This window comes from Tenacibaculum aiptasiae, assembly GCF_008806755.1.
GTDB classification, from domain to species: Bacteria; Bacteroidota; Bacteroidia; order Flavobacteriales; family Flavobacteriaceae; genus Polaribacter; species Polaribacter aiptasiae.
Map to the genome: position 1 here is coordinate 452,764 of NZ_WAAU01000008.1, position 20,568 is coordinate 473,331.

At 30.8% G+C, this 20,568-nt stretch carries 23 protein-coding genes; 8 read left to right on the top strand and 15 right to left on the bottom strand.

Features of this window, described 5'->3' with window-relative positions; genetic code table 11:
- Positions 1–46 precede the first annotated feature (46 nt).
- Positions 47–436: a DoxX family membrane protein gene (locus F7018_RS04980; RefSeq protein ID WP_150898913.1), complete on the top strand. Its 390-nt coding sequence runs from the start codon at positions 47–49 to the stop codon at positions 434–436.
- 60 nt (positions 437–496) lie between these two features.
- Here F7018_RS04980 and F7018_RS04985 read toward each other — a convergent pair whose 3' ends face one another.
- From F7018_RS04985 to F7018_RS05035, 11 genes are all read right to left on the bottom strand, one after another.
- Positions 497–838 (bottom strand): DUF1801 domain-containing protein, encoded by a 342-nt coding sequence (locus F7018_RS04985; RefSeq protein ID WP_150898914.1) that lies wholly within the window; start codon positions 836–838, stop codon positions 497–499.
- Positions 839–1,297, bottom strand: a complete 459-nt coding sequence (locus F7018_RS04990) for a GyrI-like domain-containing protein (RefSeq protein ID WP_150898915.1) — start codon at positions 1,295–1,297, stop codon at positions 839–841. It lies immediately after the preceding gene.
- A gap of 39 nt (positions 1,298–1,336) precedes the next feature.
- Positions 1,337–2,056 (bottom strand): helix-turn-helix transcriptional regulator, encoded by a 720-nt coding sequence (locus F7018_RS04995; RefSeq protein ID WP_150898916.1) that lies wholly within the window; start codon positions 2,054–2,056, stop codon positions 1,337–1,339.
- Positions 2,057–2,063: 7 nt separating this feature from the next.
- The gene (locus F7018_RS05000; RefSeq protein WP_150898917.1) at positions 2,064–2,720 is read right to left on the bottom strand and encodes a lysoplasmalogenase; all 657 of its coding nucleotides are present in this window, start codon (positions 2,718–2,720) and stop codon (positions 2,064–2,066) included.
- A gap of 1 nt (position 2,721) precedes the next feature.
- Entirely contained in the window at positions 2,722–2,952 is a 231-nt protein-coding gene (locus tag F7018_RS05005) for a hypothetical protein (RefSeq protein WP_150898918.1), read from the bottom strand.
- A 3-nt stretch (positions 2,953–2,955) separates the two neighbouring features.
- On the bottom strand, positions 2,956–4,953 hold the full coding sequence (gene ligA, locus F7018_RS05010; protein WP_150898919.1) for an NAD-dependent DNA ligase LigA: 1,998 nt from the start codon (positions 4,951–4,953) through the stop codon (positions 2,956–2,958).
- Positions 4,953–5,489: a hypothetical protein gene (locus tag F7018_RS05015; protein WP_150898920.1), complete on the bottom strand. Its 537-nt coding sequence runs from the start codon at positions 5,487–5,489 to the stop codon at positions 4,953–4,955. Before F7018_RS05015 ends, ligA begins: the two co-directional genes overlap by 1 nt.
- Positions 5,490–6,068 carry a hypothetical protein gene (locus F7018_RS05020; RefSeq protein WP_150898921.1) on the bottom strand — a complete coding sequence of 193 codons (579 nt, stop codon included), beginning with the start codon at positions 6,066–6,068 and terminating at the stop codon, positions 5,490–5,492. It lies immediately after the preceding gene.
- Positions 6,069–6,189: 121 nt separating this feature from the next.
- Positions 6,190–6,573 carry a hypothetical protein gene (locus F7018_RS05025; protein WP_150898922.1) on the bottom strand — a complete coding sequence of 128 codons (384 nt, stop codon included), beginning with the start codon at positions 6,571–6,573 and terminating at the stop codon, positions 6,190–6,192.
- Positions 6,574–6,667: 94 nt separating this feature from the next.
- Entirely contained in the window at positions 6,668–8,110 is a 1,443-nt protein-coding gene (locus F7018_RS05030) for a glyceraldehyde-3-phosphate dehydrogenase (RefSeq protein ID WP_150898923.1), read from the bottom strand.
- Between the two features lie 135 nt (positions 8,111–8,245).
- Positions 8,246–9,628, bottom strand: a complete 1,383-nt coding sequence (locus F7018_RS05035; protein WP_150898924.1) for a trypsin-like peptidase domain-containing protein — start codon at positions 9,626–9,628, stop codon at positions 8,246–8,248.
- Positions 9,629–9,761: 133 nt separating this feature from the next.
- Here F7018_RS05035 and dapF point away from each other — a divergent pair, with 133 nt between their 5' ends.
- From dapF to mltG, 3 genes are read left to right on the top strand one after another with little or no spacing between them, the layout of a single operon-like run.
- A complete protein-coding gene (gene dapF, locus F7018_RS05040; RefSeq protein WP_150898925.1) occupies positions 9,762–10,535 on the top strand; it encodes a diaminopimelate epimerase in 774 nt (257 codons plus the stop codon).
- Positions 10,535–11,059: a GNAT family N-acetyltransferase gene (locus F7018_RS05045; RefSeq protein ID WP_150898926.1), complete on the top strand. Its 525-nt coding sequence runs from the start codon at positions 10,535–10,537 to the stop codon at positions 11,057–11,059. Before dapF ends, F7018_RS05045 begins: the two co-directional genes overlap by 1 nt.
- On the top strand, positions 11,052–12,080 hold the full coding sequence (gene mltG, locus F7018_RS05050; RefSeq protein ID WP_150898927.1) for an endolytic transglycosylase MltG: 1,029 nt from the start codon (positions 11,052–11,054) through the stop codon (positions 12,078–12,080). Before F7018_RS05045 ends, mltG begins: the two co-directional genes overlap by 8 nt.
- Positions 12,081–12,614: 534 nt before the next feature.
- Here the strand turns inward: mltG and F7018_RS18815 are convergent.
- From F7018_RS18815 to dnaA, 4 genes are all read right to left on the bottom strand, one after another.
- A complete protein-coding gene (locus F7018_RS18815) occupies positions 12,615–12,815 on the bottom strand; it encodes a hypothetical protein (protein ID WP_175578647.1) in 201 nt (66 codons plus the stop codon).
- Between the two features lie 114 nt (positions 12,816–12,929).
- Positions 12,930–13,634, bottom strand: coding sequence for an SAM-dependent methyltransferase (locus F7018_RS05060; RefSeq protein ID WP_150898928.1), 705 nt, complete (start codon positions 13,632–13,634; stop codon positions 12,930–12,932).
- Entirely contained in the window at positions 13,634–14,089 is a 456-nt protein-coding gene (locus F7018_RS05065; RefSeq protein ID WP_150898929.1) for a low molecular weight protein-tyrosine-phosphatase, read from the bottom strand. The genes F7018_RS05060 and F7018_RS05065 overlap by 1 nt, the downstream gene beginning before the upstream one ends.
- Positions 14,090–14,098: 9 nt before the next feature.
- A complete protein-coding gene (dnaA, locus tag F7018_RS05070; RefSeq protein WP_150898930.1) occupies positions 14,099–15,523 on the bottom strand; it encodes a chromosomal replication initiator protein DnaA in 1,425 nt (474 codons plus the stop codon).
- Positions 15,524–15,701: 178 nt separating this feature from the next.
- On the opposite strand from dnaA, the gene F7018_RS05075 reads away from it, so the two are divergent.
- The 4 genes from F7018_RS05075 to secA all read left to right on the top strand — a co-directional run bounded on the left by F7018_RS05075 (position 15,702) and on the right by secA (position 20,494).
- On the top strand, positions 15,702–16,115 hold the full coding sequence (locus F7018_RS05075) for an acyl-CoA thioesterase (protein WP_150898931.1): 414 nt from the start codon (positions 15,702–15,704) through the stop codon (positions 16,113–16,115).
- Positions 16,116–16,125: 10 nt separating this feature from the next.
- Complete coding sequence (locus F7018_RS05080) at positions 16,126–16,698, top strand: cob(I)yrinic acid a,c-diamide adenosyltransferase (protein WP_150898932.1); 573 nt, start codon at positions 16,126–16,128, stop codon at positions 16,696–16,698.
- 99 nt (positions 16,699–16,797) lie between these two features.
- Entirely contained in the window at positions 16,798–17,019 is a 222-nt protein-coding gene (locus tag F7018_RS05085) for a DUF2795 domain-containing protein (protein WP_047789198.1), read from the top strand.
- Positions 17,020–17,143: 124 nt separating this feature from the next.
- The gene (gene secA / locus F7018_RS05090) at positions 17,144–20,494 is read left to right on the top strand and encodes a preprotein translocase subunit SecA (protein ID WP_150898933.1); all 3,351 of its coding nucleotides are present in this window, start codon (positions 17,144–17,146) and stop codon (positions 20,492–20,494) included.
- The last annotated feature ends 74 nt before the right edge of the window (positions 20,495–20,568 follow it).

Here is a 20,568-nt window from a genome sequence, read left to right on the forward strand (position 1 = left end):
GTAAGGAATAAAAAAGAGCTCGTCTAAAACAACAAAACCAATAATAATGAAAAAATATTTACCACTTATTTTAAAACTGATAGCTGCTATTATTATGCTACAAACTTTGTTTTTTAAATTCTCTGGTGCTCAAGAAAGTATAGATTTATTTACTAAACTAGCTGGAGAAAATGAAGCTAGTATGAGAATAGGAACCGGAGTTTTAGAGTTGATAGCTTCAATTTTATTATTCATTCCTAAAAAAACATGGCTAGGAGCTATTTTAACTGTTGGTCTTATGGGTGGTGCTATTATGGGACACTTGACAAAGCTAGGAATAGAGCATAATAATGATGGAGGTGCTTTATTTATTAGTGCAGTTATAACTTTAATTGCTGGTATTATTTTATTAATTATAAATAGAAAAGATATTCCTTTTATAGGAAACAAATTATAATTTCCTTTTTTGAATTTGTTAACTGAAAAGCGAGTTTAGAACTTTCTAAACTCGCTTTTTTTAATGCAATTTCATTGCCATATCAAAAATCTGATGAATCTTTTCTATAGGAATATCTTCATTCGGATTTATTAGTAACAACTTTACAAAAGTTCTATTTCCTTGAATCAAATCTGGATGTTCTATTTTAACTCCATTTCCTATAGCTATATACGGGAACTGAGTTTTTCTATCTAACCACAAATAACAAAATATTTTATTCTTTAACATAAAACAAGGCAACCGATACTTCCATTGTTCTTTTAAATCTGAATGATAATTTTGGATAATACTTTTTAACGCCAATAAACAACCTTTAACTGGTTCTTCTTTATCGAAATAAAAGTTATCTAAATTTGTCATTTATTGAACTGCTATAAATATTTCTGCTTCTCCATTTGTTGGGTCTTGAGCTTTGCTCCCGTAGACTTCAAAATCGGATGTATAAGTTCTGTTAATATCCGAATTCCATATTTTCATCCATTCATCAACAACTGCTGTTTTTGTTAAATCACCCTTCGCTACAAATTTTTCATAACTAGAGGCTTCTATTTTTTTACCAATCATTCCTTCTGGGATGCTTTCTAAGTTTTCTACTTCGTATCCTAAAATCATTGTATAAGGCTTTGTATGATCTTTTTCATAGTCTGTATAAACAGCATAACTTTCATCTCCTACTCTATTTGAAAGCTTGTTTATAACACCCTCTTTCATAAACCGTTGCCATAATGCAGGAATATCTTGCATTGCTTTTCCGTTTTCATTTGTAGTTCTTATTGAAATTCCAACTACATAAAATGCTTCTTTTTTTAATGTGTTCATTGTTATATTTTTTAATGTTTACACAAAAATAAAAGCAGCTTATGACAAGGGTTTGTCAGGGGTATCAGAATATTTTTGAATATACATCTTAAAATAATCTTCCAAAGTCATATTATGAGACTCAAAGTGTTCTCCAGTTACAACAACTTTTTGTATACAATCTATTCGAAATGCTCTAAATTCATTACGCAACCTACAAAAAGCTATTAACAACCAATTTAAATTGGTACTATACATGGCAAATGGTTCAACAAACCTTTTGGTTGTTTTATTTTGAAGTGAATGATATTCTATTTCTAACAACTGAAAATTTGTAATTGCTGTTTGTAACTGCATCAAATAATTACTCGATTGCTCTTTTTCTTGATTGAATCGAAATACAATTCTTTTTGAAAGTAAATCTGCTTTATCTTTTTGTGAATATTTTAAAACAGCTTTTATTTTAGTAATTGCATTTGAATAGTTTTCTACAAATGAGGTATCCTTGTTTTTTATAATTAATTGTTCAGCTGTAATTAAAGCATTTGCTTCTTCTTCCGAAAACATTACTGGCGGTAACTGATACCCTTCCTGTAAAAAATATCCTTTTCCTTCCTCAGTAACAATAGGCACTCCTGAATTTTCTAAAGTTCTAATATCTCTATAAATAGTTCGGATACTTACATTGAACTTTTCTGCCAACTCTCTTGCTGTTATCAATCGTTTAGATTGTAACATAGTTACTAATTGTGTTAACCGAGAAAGTCTTGGCTTTTCCATTTTAAAATTACTGTTTTTTAGCTATCATAGCTTTTACTATTAAGTATTGAGATACCACATATAATACTATAATAGCTATTACGAATAATTTTTTAGGTGTATAGAAATTATTTAAAGCGATTAAACTATCAGAGGCAATAAATAAAATTGCTCCTAATAATAACCAGGTGTTTTCTGTTGATTTTTCTTGTTGATAATTTAATAAAGCACTTGTTCCAAAAGCTGAAATTGCCACACCATACACTATTACTGGCAACAACATCTCTCCTAAGTTATCAATAATTAAGAATAATACTCCTCCAAATAATGCAATAAAAATAATTGCTGCTTTTAGTATCTTATTTATAGATGGCTTTTTTAAAAGCTGCGATGTCATTTTGATATACATTATATGTGCTATTAAAAATGACCCTAGCCCAAACACAAAATAATTTGCTTCATCTAACAAAAACACATCTCCCCAAAATGAAAAAAACAACGCGGAAATCAGCCAAAAATTAGGCTTTTTTACTGAAACCAAGTACACTATTGCTAGTGTTGTCATTAATAATGGTTTAAAAATTATTTCTAAACTTTTAGTTTCTGTTATCACTGCATATACATCTGCTATGGCTACTAACAAAAATAATATTGATGTAATAGCGATTTTGGTTTGTTTGGTCATGTTAATTATTTAAACGTTTTTTATTATTTAAACTTTTAGATATCAGAAATAAACCTATAAAAAATAAAAGAACTCCAATCATTTGAATAACTGACCCAATAGAACTTACTTTCTTCCATTTTTCTATATTTTCTATATCAAACGCTAAGCCTCTAATCAATCCTCCTACTATAAAAGTTAATATACTACAGGCTATAAGTATTATTGCTTTTCTTTTACTCTTGTTATTCATTTTTTAATCAATCATATCAATAAAATCTTGTTCTGAAATAATCGGAATTCCTAAGTTTTCTGCTTTTGTTAGCTTGCTAGGCCCCATATTATCTCCTGCTACTATGTATGTTGTTTTTTTAGAAATTGATGAACTTACCTTACCTCCGTTGTCTTCAATTGCTTTTTTCAATTCATTTCGGCTCATCTGATGAAAAACTCCTGAAACTACAAACACTTTTCCTTGTAATTTATCGGTTTGATTTTCTAAACTTTCTGCTGAAACTTCCAATTGCACTCCATAAGCTTTTAGTCGATCTATCAACTGAATATTTCCTAAATCGTTAGAAAAATCAATAATACTTTGAGCTATTCTATCTCCTATTTCATCAACAGCAACTAACGTTTCAAAATCGGCAGCCATTAAATTATCTATAGACTTAAAATGTTTTGCTAATTTTTTTGCTACTGTTTCTCCTACAAATCGAATTCCTAGTGCAAATAATACTTTTTCAAATGGAATCTCTTTCGACTTCTCTATTCCATCTACCATATTTTGAGCTGACTTTTCAGCCATTCTCTCTAAAGGAATTACTTGCTCAACTTTTAAATCATATAAATCGGCATAATTCTGAATCAAACCTTCTTTACGTAATAAATCAACAGTTTCTCCTCCTAAACCATCAATATCCATAGCTTTTCTACTGATATAATGCTGAATTCTTCCTGTTATTTGTGGTGCACAACCAAACTCATTTGGACAATAATGTTTGGCATCACCTTCTGTTCTTATCAACTCAGTATCACATTCAGGGCAATTTGTAGCGTATTTGGTAGGTTCTGAATCTTCTGGTCTTTTTGATAAATCTACCTTAATAATTTTAGGAATAATTTCCCCTCCTTTTTCTACAAAAACGGTATCATTTATTCGAATATCTAATTTCTCTATCTGATCAGCATTATGCAATGAAGCTCTTTTAACAATTGTTCCCGCTAATTCTACTGGCTCTAAATTTGCTACTGGAGTAACAGCTCCCGTTCTTCCTACTTGATAAGTAATTTCATTTAAAACTGTAGAAACTTGTTCTGCTTTAAACTTATATGCTATTGCCCAACGTGGAGCCTTTGCTGTATATCCTAATTCTTCTTGCTGCTGTAAATTATTTACTTTGATTACAACTCCATCTGTTTCATAAGGTAAATCATGCCGCTTTTCATCCCAATGATTGACAAACTCAAAAACTTCATCTATCGATTTTGCCAATGCAATTGTTTTTGGAACTTTAAATCCCACTTTCCTTGCATTTTCTAAACTTTCAAAATGTGTTTTATATTTACGCTCATCGGTAACTACTTGGTATAATAAACAATCTAACGGGCGTTTTGCTACTTCAGCGCTATCTTGCAATTTCAAACTTCCACTTGCTGTATTTCTAGGATTCCTATAAGCTTCTTCTCCTTTTGCTAAACGCTCTTCATTCATTTTATTAAACCCATCGAGTGGTAAAATAATTTCTCCTCTCATTTCAAAATCAGAAACAAAATCACCTTTTGGTTTCAGTGGAATTGATTTTATGGTACGAATATTAGTAGTTACATTATCTCCTTGAAAACCATCTCCACGAGTTACTGCCTTTACAAACTCTCCTTTTTCAAAAGTTAAATTTATAGAAGCTCCATCATATTTTAATTCACAGGTATACTCAATATCTTCTGTTCCTAAAATCTTTTGAATTCGTTTTTCCCAGTCTAACAAATCTTCTTTTGAATAAGAATTATCTAAAGAATACATTCTGTTTTTATGAGTAACCGTTTCAAAGTTTTTAGTAATTCCTCCCCCAACTCGTTGTGTTGGTGAATTCGCATCAAAAAACTGTGGATTTTCTTCCTCTAGCTTTTCAAGTTCTTTTAATTTTATATCAAACTCATAATCAGATATTGTTGCATTATCCAACACATAATAATTATGATTATGTTCTCTTAATTCCTCTCTTAATTGTTGTATTTTTTGTTCAGTTGTCATTAATTTGGATTAAAGTTCTCCATTGAGATTAAAACACCTTTTAGTAAATCCGATTTTTTAGTCTTTTCTTTTAAAAACACTAAATCTGGCCCATAAGAATTATAAATACCTAAAACTCCATACTCTTCATTAAATAAAATTGGTTGAGTTTGGTGGCTAGCATTAATTCCTTGCCAATAAAAATTAAACTTATTTTTAGTCTCCTTAACTAAAAGCTCTCCTTCTTTTTTTGTAAAAAATTGCGAACCAAAATTTAAAGTTTTTTCTTTATTATTAAACCTAAGAATGATATTCTTTTTTCTATCATCAAGATTTTCATAGAAATAAACAGTATATTTTTCTTTGCTTTTTATTGATAAACTATAGTTCTCTATTCTTATTTTATCAAACGACGTAAAAAAATACAGAACTCTTTTTTCTTTTATTTCACTTATCTCTTGCTTATTAATACTTGATAAAACTTTATCAGTTCTATTTTCACTCTGCTCACAAGAATAAAATAAAAAAACTAATACAAAGAAAGAAACTACTTTCATTTATTTCCTAACTGTCCCTGTTAAAAAACTAGGTCCTTTTGGTAATGGATTACCAGCTGTACGTCTGAAAGAAACTACTTGTCCTACGTGCCAGATTGCATCTGCTATTGGTCCGTTTAATTGATTCCAGAATGGATATTCTTGTACTTTTCCATTTCCTCTATTTATTTTCATTACGTATTTTGAAAGATCATTAGAGGTTCTTAAAATATCGCTTGACTTTTTAAAGTTTTCTAATGTTAGTTTACGCATCTCAGCAAACGTTAACGAACCTTCTTTTGGAAACTTCATTTCTGTTTCTTCAACAGCGCTTAAAGTCATTATTGACAACACTAAAATATGATCAAGGGTATCAAACATATTTCTAGCCTCTTTACTTGGCTTGTATTGTAAATCTTTTTCTTTTAATCCTTCAGTAGCCCAATAATAACGAAACCCTAATCCATCTATCATTCTACTTGCTACAGTTCCTTCTGTGTATTCTTTAGGTGCTTGAGGAATCTCATAATAAGGTAGTTCTTGTGAATTCATAGTTTTTGTAATTAATAAAAATAATAGTGTTGTTATTAGTGTTCTCATATACGTAGTTTAATTGCTAAATTAAGGAAAAGATTTTTAGATTTTAACTCCATAAAAACATCTTATAAACAAAAAAGCCGAAGTCTAAACTTCGGCTTTTTAAATACTTTTAAGATTAATACTACTTACTCAACTTCATTGAATAAGCAACATCACCATCGGTTGCAGAAAATAAAAGTTCTGTTTCGCTTAAAACTTCAATTTTTAAATCTGTCTCTTGGCTTTCTTCTTCTAAAATTACTTTATGCTCTTTATTCAATTTCCAATGACCATTCTTTTCATGGCTACTCATAACCACTTGATAATTTCCATCGGCATGAAAAACCATCCAACTGTCTTTTTGAGAAAATTTTTGAACTTCATTACCTATTTGAACAGTTTCTACAAACCATTTACCTGAAGTTAAAAATTCTTTTTCGTTAATTTCTTGAGAGTTGGCTTCTTGAGAATAAGAAACAGAAGCGAAGCTAAGTATCAACACAAATATTGTGATTACTTTTTTCATTTTTAGGGGGTTTTAGGGGATTAATCTACCCAAAAATAAAAAAAAAGCCGAAACAAACAAATGTTTCGGCTTTTATTATTAATTTCTTAATATTCTAATAATATGTATAACGACGAACTTTAGCTATGTGTTTAGCTAAACGCATTACTTGATGAGAATACCCATATTCATTATCATACCATATATATATTACAATTGTATCTCCGTCTGCAATTGTAGCTTTACTATCAAAAATTGATGGTGCAGTTGTCCCTACAATATCAGAAGACACTAATTCATTACTTAATGAATATTGAATTTGCTCTACTAAATCTCCTTCTAATGCATACTGTTTCATAATAGCATTAACTGCTTCAACAGTTGTGTTAGAATTTAACTGTAAATTTAAAATTGCTAAAGATCCGTTTGGCACTGGTACACGAATAGCACTTGAAGTTAATTTTCCTTCTAGTGCTGGTAAAGCTTTTGCTACTGCTTTCCCTGCTCCTGTTTCTGTAATTACCATATTTAAAGCAGCTGCTCTACCTCTACGGTATTTTTTATGCATGTTATCCACTAAGTTCTGATCGTTAGTATATGCATGTATTGTTTCTAAATGCCCTTTCTTAATTCCGAAATTATCTTCTAAAACTTTTAAGATTGGTGTAATTGCATTTGTTGTACAAGATGCTGCTGAGAAAATATCTACATTATCAGGATTGTTTTCTTTATGGTTTACACCATGTACGATGTTAGGAATTCCTTTCCCTGGTGCCGTTAACAATACTTTACTTGCTCCATTAGGCACTAAGTGTCTTGCTAAAGCTTTATCGTCTCTAAAAGCACCTGTATTATCAATAATTAAAGCATCGTTAATTCCATAAGCTGTATAGTCGATATCTTCTGGTTTAGCAGCAGAAATCATATACACAGTAGTTCCGTTAATAACTAATGCGTTATTATCAGCATCAACTTGAACAGTTCCTAAGAAATCTCCGTGAACAGAATCAATACTTAATAAAGAAGCTCTTTTTTCTAATACCGCTTCGTTAATTTCACCACGAGTAACTACAGCTCTTAATCTTAACTGAGAACCTTTACCCATTTTAGTCATTAACTCACGAGCTAATAAACGTCCAATACGTCCAAAACCATATAATACTACATCTTTTGGCTGAATACTTTCTGCTCCAGTAGCATCACTTAATTGATTTTGTACAAATGAAACTTTGTCAGCACTCTCATCATCTTGTAAATGATACTCGTAAGCTAATTTACCAATATCTAATTTTGATGGTGGTAAATCGATTGACTGAATTGCCTTTGCTATTTCTAAAGCATCGCTAATAGAAATTGGCTTAGCTACGAATTCTTTTGCGTAATCAATTAAATTTAAAACTTCACTAGCTCTTTTATCTACTAATGGATTTCTAAATAAAACTAATTCGATAGACTTATCGTACCATAAATCGTTAACGATGTTAATAAACTCAACCGTAGCTCTTCGAACTTGCGCTTGACTTACTACTTCTTTTTCGTAATTTGTTATTGTTGACATAGTTGTGTGTTAACTAAAATTTTTAAATTTTGCTGCAAAAATACTTATTTCAAACGATTTCGTAAACGTTTATAAATAAAAAATCTCGTTAAAATTATTTAACGAGATTTTGTTTATTTTAATAACATATAAAGCTTAATACCTAAATCTTTCTATTTCTCCTGAAGGACTAATCATTTCGATAAGGAATCTTCTATTAGTATTACTATCTAATATTCTAACTGCTTCAGCGGCTGAAGAAATCTTTTTTCCATTAATTTTTGTTAAGATATAGCCTTTCCCTATGCCATATTCTTTAAAATCTCTGTTTTCTGTTCTTTTAATCTTTGCTCCACCATCAACACTATACTTCTTTTTATCTTTAGAATTTACATCCTCAAACTCAGTCCTTAAGTATCTACTTATAGGTAATTTAACCAACTTTGTTAGTTTTACAACTTTAGTTAACTCTTCTCCATCTCTATCCACTGTAACATTAATATAATCACCTGGTCGTTTTGCTGTTAACTGTCCTTTTAAATCTGAGAACTTAGATATTTTCACATTATTTACTCCTTTAATAACATCTCCTTTTCTTAACCCTGCTTTTAATGCTTCACTATCTTCAGTAATTTCTCCAATTTTCACTCCTTCAATATCATTAGCACTAGTATCAATATTAATTCCAATAATTGCTTGTTGCACAGAACCAAACTCTAATAAATCATCTACAATTTTCTTTGCAATATTAGATGGTACTGCAAAAGAATACCCAATAAAAGAACCTGTTTTAGAAGATATTGCAGTATTAATCCCTACTAACTCTCCTCTTGTATTTACTAAGGCTCCTCCACTATTTCCTGGATTTACTGCAGCATCAGTTTGTATAAAAGCTTCTATATTTCCATTACCTTTTAAATCTCTTCCTTTTGCACTTACAATTCCAGCTGTTACTGTTGATGTTAAATTATATGGGTTTCCAACCGCTAATACCCATTCCCCTATTTTTGCATTATCTGAATTTCCAAATGGTAAATTAGGTAAATCCTCATCTGTTTCTACTTTTAATAAAGCAATATCATTATCCTTATCTGCACCTACTAATTCAGCCTTTAATTTCTTACGGTTATTTAATGTTATTTCAATTTCACTAGCTCCCTCAATTACATGATTGTTTGTTACAATATATCCATCAGGAGAAATTATTACTCCACTTCCTGTTCCTACTTGTTGATATTTTTTAGTTCCGCTTCCACTTCCATAAAACAATTCTGCCCATGGATTTTGCTGCGTTCTAATTGCTGTATTTTTTACGTGTACTACCGCATTTACCGTTTTTTCAGCCGCTTCTGTAAAATCAGTTGGTTTAGACGATGAATTAATTACGGTTGGTGTATAACTCGCCTTTACTGTTTGTAAAGTTGGTTCTACAGTTTTTTCTACTATTACTTGAGGTTTCTCAATGGCTATTTTATATCCTGCAAGTGCAACAACTCCACCAAAAAACGCTATCCCTAAGGTTCTAAATACTTTTTTCATATTCTTACAAAATTTAATATCTCAAATATACTATTTTAACATTTTCGTCAAATCTGTTTAACTTCTTTTTAACTGATTTTAACCGCTATTTAACACTGCTGCTCAACAAAGAAAATATGTATCTTTGCCTCGTATGAAGATGACATTTTACAAATATCAAGGAACAGGAAATGACTTTATTATAGTCGATAATAGAACAAAAACCTTTCCAAAAAATAACGTTGACATTATTACTAAATTATGTGACAGACATTTTGGAATTGGTGCAGATGGTGTGATTCTTTTAGAAAATGATACTGCTACAGATTTTAGAATGATTTATTTTAATGCCGATGGTAGTGAAACAATGTGTGGTAATGGTGGAAGATGTGCCGTTGCTTTTGCTAAACAGTTAAACATTATTGATTCTAAAACAACCTTTACTGCTTTTGATGGTAAGCATTATGCTGAAATAAACAATGGATTAGTTTCTCTTCATATGATAGATGTTAATGAAATAATCGTAAAAGACACCTATACATTTGCGAACACTGGTACTCAACATCATGTAGAAATGGTAGACAACTTAGATAACTTTCCTGTTTTTGAAAAAGGGAAAGACATTCGTTATAACATATATGGTGAAACGGGCAGTAATGTTAATTTTGTTGAACAACTTACCACCGATACTTTTAGAGTTAGAACCTATGAAAAAGGTGTTGAAGACGAAACCTTAGCTTGTGGCACTGGCGTTACTGCTGTTGCTATTGCTATGCATGCCACTAAAAAAACAACTGAAACCTCAATTAACCTTCCTGTTGAAGGTGGTTTATTAAAAGTTCATTTTGAAGAAAACAATGGTAATTATTCTAATATATTTTTAGAAGGACCAGCTGTTTGTGTATTCAAAGGTGAAATAGAATTATAATGAATACTTTAAAAGGTACACATATAAACTTAAGAGCTCTTGAGCCTGAAGATTTAGAGTTTTTGTTTCAAATTGAAAACAATGAAGCTTTTTGGGAAGTGAGTCATACACAAGCACCCTTTTCTAAATACCTTTTAAAACAATATTTAGAAAATGCTCATTTAGATATTTTTGAAGCAAAACAACTACGTTTAGTTATTGAAGATCAAGCCTCACTAAAAACTATGGGAATGATTGATCTTTTTGATTTTAATCCTTTACACAAAAGAGCAGGAATAGGTATCTTAATTCACCCTGACTTTCAAAAAAACGGATTTGCTTCAGAAGCTCTTCAACTTTTAATTAATTATAGTTTTACACATTTGCAACTACATCAATTGTATGCTAATATTACTTTTGATAATACTAACAGTATAGCTCTTTTTTCGAAACATAACTTTCAGAAAATTGGTATCAAAAAAGACTGGATTTTAAACAAAGGAATTTATAAAGACGAAATTTTATTTCAATTAATCAATGAATAAAAAAATAATATACGGAGTAATCGCCATCTTATTTGTAGTTGGTGGAATTATTGGTTTTAACTTTTACCAAAAAATATTTGGAAACGCAGTAAAAAAAGATGGAGCCATTTATATTGGTTCCAACTATCATCTAATAGATGTGAAAAAACTTTTGACCGAATACATTAATAAACCTGAAAATTTTATTTGGGTGGCCGAAAAGAAAAAGTTTACCAAACCTAAAGGTGGTAAATACATTCTTAAAAAAGGAATGAGCATGAATGATGTTGTAAACTTATTAAGAAGCGGTAATCAAACTCCTGTAAAAGTCTCTTTCAATAATCAAGATACCTTAGAAAAATTAGCAGGAAGAATTGCGCAACAAATTGAAACCGATTCTATTTCTTTATTACAAGCTATGATAGATGAAACGTTCTTAGCTAAAAACGGATTCAACAAACAAACCGCTTTAGAAATCTACATTCCAAATAGCTATCAATTTTACTGGAATACTTCTGCAAATAAGTTTCGTGATAAAATGTTGCGTGAATACAAACGTTTTTGGAATCAATCAAGATTAGATAAAGCTAAAAAACTAAACTTAACTAAAAGTGAAGTTATAGCACTTGCTTCAATTGTACAAAAAGAAACAGCTCAAAAAAGTGAGCGCCCTATTGTAGCTGGATTATATCTAAATCGATTAAAAGATAATTGGCCATTACAAGCCGACCCAACTCTTATATACGCTATAAAACAATTAAAAGGTCAGGATTTTGTTGTAAAACGTGTATTGAATAAAGACAAAGAAATAAAATCTCCCTACAATACTTATATGCATACAGGGCTTCCACCGTCTTTAATTGCAATGCCTGATGTTTCTTCTATAGACGCTGTTTTAAACTATAAAAAACACAATTATTATTACATGTGTGCAAGTACAGAAAAAATTGGTTTTCACGATTTTGCAAAGTCATTAGCGCAACATAACAGAAACGCAGCTAAGTATCAAAAATGGATTAGTCAAAGAGGTATAAGACGTTAAATTTAACAAAAATTTATTTTCATAAAAAAATCTTAATTCCTGATAATAAATCAAAAAAAGAGGTTTTTCTTTATTCAATTCTCAGAAAAAAAATGATTTTATTTTTATTTTGACAATTCACAAAAACACCTAACATACTGAGTTATAAATAGTTACAAAAAATAGTTGTATATTTGCAGCGCTAAACAGAAAGTAACTAATTATCAGATATTTAATATTTGTTTTTATAGGTTTTGTATTATTTGCTAGTTTTACAACACCAGGGGAAAAAAAAGAAAAAGAGATTACTACCAATACTACACCAATAGTCGAATATCGTACTACTGGAGTTAACATACCTTTTTTATTAAAAGATTTTGTTGGTTTTAAAGAAGCATTAGCTTTTAAAGAATCTCAAGGAAGGTACCGAGTTATTAATAAACTTGGTTATTTAGGTAAATACCAATTCGGAAAAGAAACTCTAAAAAGATTTAGAATTTACAACACTAATCAGTTTTTAAAAAATCCAGAATTACAAGAAAAAGCTTTTATAGCTTACTGTAAAGTAAACAAATGGATTCTTAGAAAAGACATCAGAAGAAGTGTTGGTAAAACTATTAACGGAGTAAAAATAACCGAGTCTGGTATTTTAGCCGCAGCACATTTAAGTGGTGCAGGTAATGTTAAAAAGTATTTACGCTCAAATGGAGTGTTCCAATTCAATGATGCATTTGGTACTTCTATACAATCGTACATGAAGAAGTTTGCTGGTTATGATGTTTCAAACATTACAGCAAATAAAAAGCCCACTGTATAAACCAAAATTAATTAATGTTATAAAAAAAGACATCTTGATAAGATGTCTTTTTTTTATTTATGAATTATAAATATCGTAGGTCGTTTGTGTAAATCTGGCTTTACGCTTTTCCATTGTTTTGCCGTATGTGTTTTAATATACTCAGATGGTAATGTTATATCACAAGCCACACAAATACGAGTATCCGGCGATAAGGTAGCACGTAAATCGTCTAACATTTTTTCATTTCTATAAGGCGTTTCAATAAAAATTTGAGATTGATTTTTATCCCTAGAAAGCTTCTCTAAATCTTTAATAGCTCTCTTTCTTTCTGATTTATCTATAGGCAAATATCCATTAAAAGCAAAATTTTGTCCATTCATTCCAGACCCCATCATTGCTAATAAAATAGAAGAAGGTCCTACTAACGGTACCACTTGCACTCCTTTTTCATGTGCTAATTTTACAATTGTAGCTCCAGGATCAGCAACAGCAGGAACTCCTGCTTCAGATAACAAACCTATAGAAACTCCTTTATCACAAATATCTAAATAATTTTGTGTTTCAAAATCATCAGAATACTTATCTAATAACATTAATTGTAATGAAGATTGAGCTTTTGTAGGCGTAATTCTTTTTATAAATCTTCTTGCTGATTTTTCATTTTCAACAATAAAATAATCAAGATGCTCAATTACTTTTTTTACCGATAATGGCATTACCTCTAAAGGTTCTGTATCTCCTAATGTAGTAGGAATTAAGTATAATTTCCCTTTCATTATTTCTCTAATTTTGATGCAACAATACTACATGCTTCATCTAACATTCTATATACATTCTCGAAACCTTGATCTCCTCCGTAGTATGGATCAGGTACACTCCTATTTTCATTAGGATATAACTCGTTCAAAATCATTTTTACTTTCTGAATTTCATTATAATCATCAGTCATAGAAACGATGTTATTATAATTACTCTCATCCATAGCATAGATTAAATCAAAATCTTCAAAGTCTGATTTAACAAACTTTCTCGATTGTTGATTGGTAATATCAATACCATATTTCTTTGCTACTTCAATTGATCTTCTATCAGGTAACTCACCTACATGATATCCAGCAGTACCAGCAGAATCAACAAAAAATGATTGTGACGATAATTTAGATTGTAAAATACCTTCGGCTAAAGGGGAACGACAAATATTCCCTAAACAAACCATCAGTATTTTTTTCATAAAATCGTATTACAAAGTTAATTTCTTTCTTAAATCTTCTACGTATTTCTTAAACTGTTTATCCGTCTCAGTTAAGTTATCAACTGTTTTACAAGCATGCAATACAGTAGCATGATCTCTCTTACCTATCTGACTTCCAATACTAGCTAAAGACGACTTAGTCATACGTTTTGCAAAATACATTGCTAATTGACGTGCTTGAACTATATGTCTTTTACGTGTTTTTGACTGTAAAGTAGCAACATCCATATCAAAATATTTAGATACTACTTTTTGAATGTAATCTATAGAAAGTTCTTTCTTAGTATTCTTCACAAACTTATCTACAATTTGTTTCGCTAACTCAATTGTAAATTCTTTTCTATTAAAAGACGCTTGTGCAATCATAGAAATAATAACACCTTCTAATTCACGAACATTCGATTTAATATTCTTTGCAATATATTCAACTATTTCTTCAGGCATTTCTACTCCATCTCTATATAACTTATTTTGAAGTATAGAAATACGAGTTTCAAAATCTGGAGATTGTAGTTCAGCAGATAACCCCCATTTAAAACGAGATAATAATCGCTGCTCAATATCTTGCATGTCAACAGGCGCTTTATCAGAAGTTAAAATTACCTGTTTACCATTTTGATGTAAATGATTGAATATATGGAAAAACACATCTTGTGTACCTGCTTTTCCTGAAAGGAATTGTACATCATCAATAATTAATACATCAATCATTTGATAGAAATGAATAAAATCATTTCTAGTATTTGATTTTACCGAATCGATAAACTGTTGTGTAAATTTCTCAGAAGAAATATATAAAACTGTTTTATCTGGGTATTTATCTTTTATTTCAACACCAATAGCGTGACCTAAATGTGTTTTACCTAATCCAACTCCACCATATATTAATAATGGATTAAATGAAGTTCCTCCAGGCTTGTTAGCAACTGCCATACTGGCAGAACGAGCTAACCTATTAGAATCACCCTCTACAAAATTTGCAAAATTATAGTTTGGATTTAATTGAGATTCTATCTTAACTTTTTGTAATCCAGGAATTATAAAAGGGTTTTTTAATTCTCTTTTAGATTCCAAAGGCATTGTTACCTTTTGAGGCTTCAATGGGTTACGATTAGAACTTGGAATTTTAACTGTTTGTGGACTATTACTGCTGTATGTATTTTCCATACGAACATCATAAATCAGTTTAGCATCATTTCCTAATTCACGAACTAGAGCTACTCTTAATAACTTAATATAATGTTCCTCTAACCATTCATAAAAAAATTTACTTGGCACTTGTACCGTAAGCGCTTCCCCGGCCAATTTTATAGGCTTAATAGGTTCGAACCAAGTTTTGTATGCTTGGGGTTTAATATTATCTTTTATAAAAGATAAACATTCCATCCAAACTGAATCAGCAGTTTTTGTCATTTGAGTTAAAAACTATTTTAAAGTTGTTAAATTTTTATTCAGATCTATTGGGGACTCCAGACTCTCCGTCTGGCTGAACAAAAGTGTGAATAAAATTCAGTATAAAAAAATCAAATTGCTATTGATTTTTAATTATTTTTTCCGTAACGTTAATTATAATTAAAATACAAAAAACATTTTGAAAAAACATAAAACTTCGGTTCGAGTACGATATGCAGAAACCGATCAAATGGGCGTTGTTTACCATGGTAATTATGCGCAATTTTTTGAAATTGGCCGAACCGAGTGGCTACGCTCTTTAGGCGTTACATACAAATATATGGAAAAAACAGGTGTGATGCTTCCTGTAATTTCATTATCTTGTAAATTTAAAAAATCAGCCTTATATGATGATGAATTAACTATTAGTACATTTATCAAAAAAGCACCTTCTATAAAAATAGAATTTGACTATGAAATCACAAACCAAGAAGGAGAGTTAATATGTACAGGTAATACTATTTTGGCTTTTATTGATATGAAAACAAAAAAGCCAATTCGTTGTCCAGAATATATAATGGAGAAGTTAAATAAATACGAACACGAATATTAAAAAATAATTAATGAAAATATACACTAAAACAGGAGACAAAGGTTCTACTTCTCTTTTTGGAGGAACTCGAGTTCCTAAACATCATTTAAGAATAGAAAGTTATGGTACTGTAGACGAACTTAATTCTTATATTGGTTTAATTAGAGATCAAGATATTGATACGTTAACAAAAAGTACACTTTCCAAAATCCAAAGTGATTTATTTACTTTGGGAGCTATGTTAGCTACACCTCCAGAAAAAGAAACTTTAAAAAGTGGAAAAGAACGATTAAATATTTATAAAATCTCTGATGATTCTATCCAGTTTTTAGAAAATGAAATTGATTTAATGAATAAAACATTACCTCAAATGACTCATTTTATTTTACCTGGAGGACATCAAACTGTGTCATTTTGTCACATAGCACGATGTGTATGTCGTAGAGCCGAACGTTTATCGGTGGCTTTAAACGAAGAAGAAACCATTAATGACAGTATTTTAATGTATTTAAACAGACTTTCTGACTATCTTTTTGTACTGGCACGAAAGTTGACCCAAGATTTAAAAGCGGAAGAAGTTAAATGGATTCCGGAAAAATTATAACTAAGTTCTTTTTTTATTGATTTAACATTTTTTAAAAAAAACTTGACTTTTTACAAAAAAAAATTATTTTTGCGAAAATCTTAATAAACAGATAAAGAAATGTATTGGACACTTGAACTAGCATCATATTTAGCAGATGCACCTTGGCCTGCAACTAAAGACGAATTAATCGATTACGCTATTCGTACTGGGGCACCCTTAGAAGTGGTAGAAAATTTACAGGATATTGAAGATGAAGGTGAGGCATACGATTCTATAATTGAAATTTGGCCAGATTATCCGACTGAAGAAGATTATCTTTGGAACGAAGACGAATACTAAAAATACAACCATAAAAAGTCTCTATTAGAGGCTTTTTTTTTGCTTACTTTTAAGCACATAAATTATAAACATACAGCAGTAGATTAAAAACAACTTTAATCTACTATAAAACAATATTTTACAAATGAGCGTTTTAAATTCGATTCTAAAACTATTTGTTGGTGATAAACAACAAAAAGACTTAAAGTCTCTACAACCGATCGTTGAAAAAGTACGATCTTTTGAGAGTTCATTAAACAATTTATCTAATGATGACCTTCGGGCTAAAACAATCGAATTTAAATCTAAAATAAAGGAAGCTACTAAATCATTCAATGATTCTATAGCTACTTTAGAAGAAGAAGCTTTAAACGCAGACATAGATCGTCAAGAAGAAATTTATGCAGAAATTGACAAATTAAAAGACGAAGCTTATGAAGCTTCTGAAGCTGTATTATTAGACATTATGCCTGAAGCTTTTGCTCTTGTAAAAGAAACAGCTAGACGTTTTACCAAAAACGAAGAATTAGAAGTTACTGCAACTGCTTTTGATAGAGAATTATCTGCAACCAGAGAACACGTAAATTTAGAAGATGATAAAGCTTACTGGGCTAATTCATGGGATGCAGCAGGTAAAGAAGTTACTTGGGATATGATTCATTACGACGTGCAGTTAATTGGTGGTTCTGTTTTACACCAAGGTAAAATTGCAGAAATGATGACTGGGGAAGGAAAAACATTAGTATCTACCCTACCAGTATACTTAAACGCTTTAACAGGTAACGGAGTTCACGTAGTAACTGTAAACGATTACTTAGCTAAACGTGACCGTGCTTGGATGGCTCCTATATTTGAGTTCCATGGATTATCTACAGACTGTATCGATTTCCACCAGCCAAATTCTGAAGCTCGTAGAAAAGCATATAACGCAGATATCACTTATGGTACAAATAACGAATTTGGGTTCGATTATTTACGTGATAATATGGCTAGCTCTAAAGAAGATTTAGTTCAAAGAGCTCCTAACTATGCAATTATTGATGAAGTTGACTCGGTTTTAGTTGATGATGCTCGTACTCCTTTAATTATTTCTGGACCAGTTCCTCAAGGAGACCGTCATGAATTTAACGAATTAAAACCTTTAGTTGCCGATTTAGTTTCTCTTCAAAACAAATATTTAGTTGGTGTATTAGCAGAAGCTAAAGCCTTATTAAAAGAAGGTGATACTAAAGAAGGAGGATTCTTATTATTGAGAGTTTACAGAGGTTTACCAAAAAACAAAGCTTTAATCAAGTTTTTATCTCAAGAAGGAATCAAACAAATTCTTCAAAAGACTGAAAACTTCTACATGCAAGATAACAATAAGTTAATGCCAGAAGTAGATGCTGAGTTATGGTTTACTGTTGAAGAAAAAAATAATCAAATTGATTTAACCGATAAAGGTATTGCTCACTTATCAGAAAAAACGCAAAACAATACTTTCTTTGTTTTACCTGATATTAGTGTTAAAGTTGGAGAAATTGACAATAGTGATGTTACTCCAGAAGAAAAAGCAAACCAAAAAGAAGAATTATACAGAGATTTTAGTGTAAAGAGTGAGCGTATTCATACTATGAATCAACTTTTAAAAGCATATACTGTTTTTGAAAAAGATGTTGAGTATGTAGTTATGGACAACAAGGTAATGATTGTAGATGAGCAAACAGGTCGTATTATGGACGGTCGTCGTTACTCAGATGGATTACACCAAGCAATAGAAGCAAAAGAAAATGTAAAAATTGAAGATGCTACTCAAACTTTTGCTACTGTTACACTACAAAACTACTTCAGAATGTACCGTAAGTTATCTGGAATGACAGGTACGGCAATTACGGAAGCTGGTGAATTCTGGGAAATCTATAAATTAGATGTAGTTGAAATCCCTACTAATAAACCAATTGCTCGTGACGACAAACAAGATTTAGTTTATAAAACAACGAGAGAAAAATACAACGCTGTAATTGAAGATGTTGTTGAATTATCTAAGCAAGGGCGTCCAGTTTTAATTGGAACAACATCAGTAGAAATTTCAGAATTATTAGGTAGAATGTTACAAATGCGTAAGATTCCCCACAATATATTAAATGCAAAATTACACAAACGTGAAGCAGATGTAGTTGCTGAAGCTGGTAAACCAGGAGTTGTAACAATTGCAACCAACATGGCAGGTCGTGGTACAGATATTAAATTATCAGACGAAGTAAAAGCTGCCGGAGGTTTAGCTATTATTGGTACAGAGCGTCATGACTCTCGTCGTGTTGACCGTCAGTTACGTGGTCGTGCAGGACGTCAAGGAGACGTTGGTTCTTCACAATTCTATGTTGCCTTAGACGATAACTTAATGCGTTTATTTGGTTCTGATAGAATTGCTAAAATGATGGATAGAATGGGATTAAAAGAAGGTGAAGTAATTCAACATTCTATGATCACCAAATCTATTGAAAGAGCACAAAAGAAAGTAGAAGAAAACAATTTTGGTATTCGTAAGCGTTTATTAGAATATGACGATATTATGAATGCACAACGTGAGTTTGTTTACAAACGTCGTCGTCATGCATTAGATGGACAACGCTTACAGATTGATATTGCAAACATGATTTATGACACTTGCGATTCAATTGTAAAACAAAACAAAATGAATAGCGATTATCAAAACTTTGAGTTTGAATTAATTCGTTTTTCATCAATGACTTCTCCTTTCTCTGAAGAAGAGTTTAATAAATTATCAGAACAAGAATTAACAGATAAGTTATACGTTATTGTTTCTGATCATTATAAAAATGATACTGAAAGACACGCACACAATGCTTTCCCAGTAATTAAAAATGTTTTTGAAACTGAAGGTGATCGTTACGAGCGTATTGTAGTTCCTTTTACGGATGGTACTAAAACTTTACAAGTAGTTACTAACTTAAAAGAAGCATACGAGTCTGAAGGAAAATCATTAGTAAACGATTTTGAAAAGAACATTACTTTATCAATTATAGATGAAAACTGGAAAGATCATTTACGTAAAATGGACGAGTTAAAACAAACTGTTCAAAATGCTACGTATGAACAAAAAGACCCTTTATTAGTTTATAAGTTTGAAGCTTTTGAGTTATTCCAAGAAACTATAGATAAGGTAAATAAAGAAGTATTATCTTTCTTATTCAAAGGTCAATTACCAAGTCAAGATGCATCACAAGTATCTGAAGCTCGTGAACAAAAACGTGAGCAATTAGATACTCGTAAAGATGAAGTTCAAAACTCAACTCAACAAGCAATGAGTAGAGCTAGAAATCAGCAAACTCAAGAACAACAAGTTGTAGAAACTATTGTTCGTGAGCAACCAAAAATTGGTAGAAACGAAAGAGTTACCATCAAAAATGTAATGACTGGTGAAGAGAAAGAAGTAAAGTATAAACAAGCACTTCCTTTACTAGAACAAGGAACTTGGGTATTACATAACAGATAATACTTTTAGAACACATCATAAAAAAGCTCGGACATTCCGAGCTTTTTACTTTTACATAACTTTCCCATTACAGA

What these genes read in the sequence shown, in the direction of transcription:
- F7018_RS05060 (WP_150898928.1), bottom strand. Translation starts at nt 13,634, where the DNA reads ATGAAAGGGAAATTATACTTAATTCCTACTACATTAGGAGATACAGAA.
- F7018_RS05085 (WP_047789198.1), top strand. Translation starts at nt 16,798, where the DNA reads ATGTATTGGACACTTGAACTAGCATCATATTTAGCAGATGCACCTTGG.
- secA (WP_150898933.1), top strand. Translation starts at nt 17,144, where the DNA reads ATGAGCGTTTTAAATTCGATTCTAAAACTATTTGTTGGTGATAAACAA.
- F7018_RS05025 (WP_150898922.1), bottom strand. Translation starts at nt 6,573, where the DNA reads ATGAAAAAAGTAATCACAATATTTGTGTTGATACTTAGCTTCGCTTCT.
- F7018_RS05000 (WP_150898917.1), bottom strand. Translation starts at nt 2,720, where the DNA reads ATGACCAAACAAACCAAAATCGCTATTACATCAATATTATTTTTGTTA.
- F7018_RS04995 (WP_150898916.1), bottom strand. Translation starts at nt 2,056, where the DNA reads ATGGAAAAGCCAAGACTTTCTCGGTTAACACAATTAGTAACTATGTTA.
- F7018_RS05005 (WP_150898918.1), bottom strand. Translation starts at nt 2,952, where the DNA reads ATGAATAACAAGAGTAAAAGAAAAGCAATAATACTTATAGCCTGTAGT.
- F7018_RS05080 (WP_150898932.1), top strand. Translation starts at nt 16,126, where the DNA reads ATGAAAATATACACTAAAACAGGAGACAAAGGTTCTACTTCTCTTTTT.
- ligA (WP_150898919.1), bottom strand. Translation starts at nt 4,953, where the DNA reads ATGACAACTGAACAAAAAATACAACAATTAAGAGAGGAATTAAGAGAA.
- F7018_RS05020 (WP_150898921.1), bottom strand. Translation starts at nt 6,068, where the DNA reads ATGAGAACACTAATAACAACACTATTATTTTTATTAATTACAAAAACT.
- F7018_RS05030 (WP_150898923.1), bottom strand. Translation starts at nt 8,110, where the DNA reads ATGTCAACAATAACAAATTACGAAAAAGAAGTAGTAAGTCAAGCGCAA.
- dapF (WP_150898925.1), top strand. Translation starts at nt 9,762, where the DNA reads ATGAAGATGACATTTTACAAATATCAAGGAACAGGAAATGACTTTATT.
- F7018_RS05015 (WP_150898920.1), bottom strand. Translation starts at nt 5,489, where the DNA reads ATGAAAGTAGTTTCTTTCTTTGTATTAGTTTTTTTATTTTATTCTTGT.
- dnaA (WP_150898930.1), bottom strand. Translation starts at nt 15,523, where the DNA reads ATGACAAAAACTGCTGATTCAGTTTGGATGGAATGTTTATCTTTTATA.
- F7018_RS05035 (WP_150898924.1), bottom strand. Translation starts at nt 9,628, where the DNA reads ATGAAAAAAGTATTTAGAACCTTAGGGATAGCGTTTTTTGGTGGAGTT.
- F7018_RS04985 (WP_150898914.1), bottom strand. Translation starts at nt 838, where the DNA reads ATGACAAATTTAGATAACTTTTATTTCGATAAAGAAGAACCAGTTAAA.
- F7018_RS04990 (WP_150898915.1), bottom strand. Translation starts at nt 1,297, where the DNA reads ATGAACACATTAAAAAAAGAAGCATTTTATGTAGTTGGAATTTCAATA.
- F7018_RS04980 (WP_150898913.1), top strand. Translation starts at nt 47, where the DNA reads ATGAAAAAATATTTACCACTTATTTTAAAACTGATAGCTGCTATTATT.
- F7018_RS18815 (WP_175578647.1), bottom strand. Translation starts at nt 12,815, where the DNA reads ATGTACGATTGTATAGAAGTACCAAATGCATCATTGAATTGGAACACT.
- F7018_RS05065 (WP_150898929.1), bottom strand. Translation starts at nt 14,089, where the DNA reads ATGAAAAAAATACTGATGGTTTGTTTAGGGAATATTTGTCGTTCCCCT.
- F7018_RS05045 (WP_150898926.1), top strand. Translation starts at nt 10,535, where the DNA reads ATGAATACTTTAAAAGGTACACATATAAACTTAAGAGCTCTTGAGCCT.
- mltG (WP_150898927.1), top strand. Translation starts at nt 11,052, where the DNA reads ATGAATAAAAAAATAATATACGGAGTAATCGCCATCTTATTTGTAGTT.